Annotated in this window: 5 protein-coding genes; 2 read left to right on the top strand and 3 right to left on the bottom strand. The window is 51.5% G+C overall.

The window, feature by feature from the left end; genetic code table 11:
- Positions 1-298 precede the first annotated feature (298 nt).
- Positions 299-1,363, bottom strand: coding sequence for a DNA-methyltransferase (locus BN4575_RS20175; protein WP_103422759.1), 1,065 nt, complete (start codon positions 1,361-1,363; stop codon positions 299-301).
- A gap of 18 nt (positions 1,364-1,381) precedes the next feature.
- On the opposite strand from BN4575_RS20175, the gene BN4575_RS22155 reads away from it, so the two are divergent.
- On the top strand, positions 1,382-1,609 hold the full coding sequence (locus BN4575_RS22155; RefSeq protein WP_176716450.1) for a helix-turn-helix domain-containing protein: 228 nt from the start codon (positions 1,382-1,384) through the stop codon (positions 1,607-1,609).
- Between the two features lie 5 nt (positions 1,610-1,614).
- Entirely contained in the window at positions 1,615-2,088 is a 474-nt protein-coding gene (locus BN4575_RS20170; RefSeq protein WP_068979542.1) for a restriction endonuclease, read from the top strand.
- A 466-nt stretch (positions 2,089-2,554) separates the two neighbouring features.
- On the opposite strand, the gene BN4575_RS20165 is transcribed toward BN4575_RS20170, so the two are convergent.
- A complete protein-coding gene (locus BN4575_RS20165; protein ID WP_068979541.1) occupies positions 2,555-3,676 on the bottom strand; it encodes a plasmid recombination protein in 1,122 nt (373 codons plus the stop codon).
- Between the two features lie 143 nt (positions 3,677-3,819).
- A complete protein-coding gene (locus BN4575_RS20160) occupies positions 3,820-4,062 on the bottom strand; it encodes a hypothetical protein (protein ID WP_042044883.1) in 243 nt (80 codons plus the stop codon).
- Positions 4,063-4,648: the final 586 nt, after the last annotated feature.

Here is a 4,648-nt window from a genome sequence, read left to right as displayed (position 1 = left end):
TGGGTCGTTTGCAGAGTCTCCCCGTTCGACCCGACCACCACACCCAACACGGCAACAAACACTGAGCCAATCCGTGCGGGTACGACAAAGCGCCAAAGGTGGTGGCCTTCGGTAACAGGGTTAGAGCAGGGGTTTGATACTTGAACAGCGGGCCGCTCACGGCTAAACTGAGGGGGTACTTTACGGTATCTGCTTCCTGCTCGAAGCTGTTACCCACCGGATTCCAAGGTTCCTACGCCTTAGAACACCGGGCAAATAACCCACCTTTCGGTGGGTTTTTTGTTTTCTGCTTAAAAGGTTACGCTGGATCCTCTTGGATCGTCAACGATCTTTCTTGCGAGAGGATCGCTGGAGACATCTCACCATCTAGGTGAACCGTTTCACCACTGAGGATCCGATTATAAATACTCAAAATATCCTCGTCCGCGGCATCTTTATCTAAAAAACGAAATGCTGATGCAGCTACATACTCAGGTTGCATTTCAAATGAAATCCATTGCCGCATCTCCCGCTCAGCAACCATGCCTGTGGTATTTGAGCCACCAAATATATCCACAACAAGATCACCTGGCTCAGTTAGCATTCTGATAAAAAACTCTGGTAATCTTGCTGGAAATCTAGCTGGATGAGCCTTCACTCCAACGATTTTACAACCGGCCTGATACTGACCATTTGATTCTGAGTTAGGTATTTGCAGTAGATTTGGAGGGATTGCGCCACCATTATCCTTAGCGAAAGACTTACCTATATCATGGCCTGACGGCCTCATCTTTGGCGTATAAAACTTATCAGGATCTTCGATAAGTTTCTTCATCCTATCGCTATACGGAGCCAAAACCTTTGTTATATCTGATTTTGGCCACTCTGTTTTACTAAACCACCAAACGGTATTCACCGCATCCTTGACTCTTATTTTTCTTTTATTAACCCATTCAATAGGGCTAGGCAGTTTTGAAGGGTTGAACCAATAGAAGTCCTCTGCTAGAAAAAAACCGACCTCATCGATCATTCTGATCAAGACTCTAAAATTATAGAGACTACGAGCAGGAACCCCTTTCATGTAAGCCCCACCGAAATCAACAACGAAACTACCATCCGGCTTGAGCTTTTTAAAAACGACCTTAGCGAAAGATAAAAACCAATCAACATACTCATGCTGATCTAAGTTCCCATATTCTTTTTTTCGCTGTAACGCAAAAGGAGGGCTAGTCATAACCAAGCTAACGCTTTCATCAGGAAGAGCCTCAAGCAACTCCAGCGAGTCACCAATGTACACAGCCCCATTAGCTGTCGAATAAGCCGGGGAAACATCACTTTTCAACATCTTAATGCTACTCATAGTCTGTAGATTCAAAGTCATCATACGCTCATTATCTCGCGTATGACGAAGAATAGAAACCCCTTATCCGCTAGAGAAATCCTAGCCCGCAATCTCAAAGAAAAGCGGGGGGAGCTTGGCTTGTCACAAGAAGCTCTGGCTGACATGGCAGGACTTCACAGAACCTACATCGGCTCAGTGGAAAGAAGCGAAAGAAATATATCTATAGATAACATAGAACGCCTTGCAAAGGCTCTAAATGTCCCCGCATCAATCCTCCTTGTGGAATAATAAAGATGGCCCACCCAGATATAGAACATCTAAGAGCTCTTTGGCCTTACATCAGAGAATATCAATCGCTTGCGACTAAACATGGAATTAATGACATATTCCAAGATAATGGCGGTAAACTACTGCAAGTTCTTTTAATTACCAACCTAAAGGTTCTTCCTGGGAGAGAAGGTAATGACGCCGTAGATTTATCAGGGCAAGAATATGAGTTGAAATCAATAAATATAGATTTAACCAAGGCATTTTCCACTCATCATCACATGAACCCAACAATAATAGCAAAATACAGAAAAGTACCATGGGTTTTTGCCATTTATAGCGGAATTGAAATCAAATCAATATTCCTCCTAAAACCTGATGATCTCGAACCGTACTACTCCGCGTGGGAGAAAAAATGGCATGATGATGGAAATAAAGACATTAACAACCCCAAAATACCAGTTAGATATGTAATGGAAGTTGGGAAGCAAATTTTTTAACTACATGGATGTATGACCGACACTCACCGCCCCAGAAAAATTCAATTGCTCGACACAAAACCCACTGCGTCTAATCGCCATTATGTTCAATAGCGATTTTTAGCGGCTAAAACGGGGCGTTAGTGGCGAACGGGCCGCCTATATCGCATTTGTGGGCGTTTCAACCCACAAAGCGGGGCGCTTACTACCTGAAAGTTTGCAACGCTCTAGAATGCGTTTTAGGGGCCTTTTCGGCGCGATCCGGCTTCGACCTGTTTTTGCATCCTGCGGCCTGTTTCGGTATGTTGCTCCGCCAGTCGAGGCGCACCCGATCAGATAAGCCGCCTCGATGGCGGGAAAGTGGGGGCCAGTGGCCCCCAGTTTTTCGCCCCCTCCCCGCGATCAATTTGTCGTTTTGATGCTTCGTATTAGCGTTTTGATTACGAGCTCTCCGGCGTGTGCGGAAGGGCGGGCTAAACGTGGTTTTTTACCTGTTGTATTCGTGCCCCTCATTCCGCATTTTCGCCAACCTGACCTCTTTTTGGTGCTCGGGTGATAAGCGGTCATATTGATCCCGCTGCAAGAGCCCCACAATCGCGTCCAGAGCTTTGCTCCGCGTCTTCAACTCAGGGTTCGGGGGGTTGTCCTTAACTGCCTTCTCGCGCTCCTGAAGGGCCTTGTCACACTCATCTAGCACCCTGTCCAGCTCTTCGAGCTTTCCTTCAAAGGCTTCCTCTTGCTCCTGAATGGCCTGTTCACGCGCCTCCAGCTTGCCCACCATTTCGTCGATCCGCGCCTGTAGCCGCGCTCTCCCCGCCCGCTCTTTCTCATCCAAAGCCAGTCTTTCTGTTAACAGGTCTACCTTGCGCTGGGAGAGGGCACCGTCGCGCTTATTCAAGTCGGCCTCCCGCTCTGCGAGCTGCCGCCGCTGTGCCTCTATCTCCGCCAGCTCCTGCTTTATCTGGCCGTAAAAAGCTTTGATCTCGGTGTGCTTGGCCTTGCTCCGCTCGATGCCACGCCGCAGTCCAAAGGGCGTCCCCACCTGCGTGGCAAAGTCGCTCTGGAGCTGGATCGAAGCCGCTCTGTCAGTGAACTTTTTCGCGTTCAGAGCCCTGCCTGCCTGCGTCGGGAACTCCATCACTTCCCGTTTCTGTTTGCCATCCTCTGTCTTGCCAACGACCACAGAACGGCGGCGAGTGCTCGCCTCCAATTCGATGATCGGTGTGTAAATGAAATGGCTGTGGGCACTGCGTTCGTCATAGTGCTCTGCCGAGTGAACCAGGTTGCCAGCTCCCACGAGCTTGTCCAGGTACGCTCTGGCCGCTTTGAAATACCCCTTGCGGTCAAAGCTCGGATCGCTGATCTGCTCAGGGCTTGCCGAGACGATGTACTCGATGGCCAGCACGGGCTCTTTTGCCGTACTGGCCTGAGTCACAGAGGCAAGATTTTTACGTAGCGTCACCATGCCACCGCCTTCAACCTTGTTGAGGTGGCGTTGGCTGGGGTCGGCATTCAGGGGCTCTGTTGTGCGGTCGTTATGGTTGATTGCGGCCTGCACATGGCCCACCGACTTGAGTTTTTTGTGTCTGATGATGACGAAGTTGGACATGGCGGGCCTCCCGAATGTGAGACCCAGTAGAGATCGCTTTTGGAGGCTTGTCAAACAAGCAAGACACTCACTAGCCCTCTTGTACCGCTTCGCGGTTTACAAGAGGGCCTTCGTGAGCGAGGGGGAACCCCCTCGACCCCTGCTCAGCGACTGCTGAGATCGATCTCGATACGCCGGAATCCGATGCCATGCGCCGTGTTGGCGGCGGCATCAATGCTCTTGAACACCCGCCACCCTCCGCGCTGCCGTTCCAGCACCACGGTCTCGCTCTGGCGACCGAACTTCACCAGATGGAGGTGGTAGCCGGCTCCCATGGGGGTGGGCACCACCAAGACCTTGGAGAACCCACCCTGATCGAACATCCACTTGGCCTGTAGCTCTTCCATCAAATTCGCCCTTTGAAGAATCAAACTTTAGATTTGATTTTGCGCCGAACGGGGGGCATGGTCAAGAGCACCCCGCTCCGTGGATAACTGCTGCCGCCCACAGGGGGACAAGCCCCTGATGGACGGACAGGCGCAGTAACCCACCTCGCCAAGAGCCTCTCTTGAATGATGTTTCAGGACAACGCAGGGCCTCCGGCCCCAAGGCAAGGAGGCGCGCCAAGGCCGTGTCCGCTGTCGCTTGACAAGGCTGCGCCCTCCTGCTGAAAACAGGCTTGCGCGACCATGATCGGACTATCGGACGGGCCCCCGTTTCCGGTAGGCCGCCGCCCCTCTGCACGCTCCGATAGAGCACCTCCAACAGCATCCCGCTATCCCGATTCAGGGGCTCTGAGAGCCCCTAGGCCTGTTTTCTCATACCTGCCTGTGGGTGTGCCTTGCTGAGGTGCGCCGCTGCGCGTCTGGGTCGTTTGCAGAGTCTCCCCGTTCGACCCGACCACCACACCCAACACGGCAACAAACACTGAGCCAATCCGTGCGGGTACGACAAAGCGCCAAAGGTGGTGGCCTTCGGTAACAGGGTTAGAGC

This window comes from Aeromonas sp. EERV15 (assembly GCF_900079845.1).
Taxonomy (GTDB): Bacteria; Pseudomonadota; Gammaproteobacteria; order Enterobacterales; family Aeromonadaceae; genus Aeromonas; species Aeromonas sobria.
This window is presented reverse-complemented; position numbering and strand designations above follow the sequence as displayed.

What these genes read in the sequence shown, in the direction of transcription:
- BN4575_RS20170 (WP_068979542.1), top strand. Translation starts at nt 1,615, where the DNA reads ATGGCCCACCCAGATATAGAACATCTAAGAGCTCTTTGGCCTTACATC.
- BN4575_RS20165 (WP_068979541.1), bottom strand. Translation starts at nt 3,676, where the DNA reads ATGTCCAACTTCGTCATCATCAGACACAAAAAACTCAAGTCGGTGGGC.
- BN4575_RS22155 (WP_176716450.1), top strand. Translation starts at nt 1,382, where the DNA reads ATGACGAAGAATAGAAACCCCTTATCCGCTAGAGAAATCCTAGCCCGC.
- BN4575_RS20160 (WP_042044883.1), bottom strand. Translation starts at nt 4,062, where the DNA reads ATGGAAGAGCTACAGGCCAAGTGGATGTTCGATCAGGGTGGGTTCTCC.
- BN4575_RS20175 (WP_103422759.1), bottom strand. Translation starts at nt 1,363, where the DNA reads ATGATGACTTTGAATCTACAGACTATGAGTAGCATTAAGATGTTGAAA.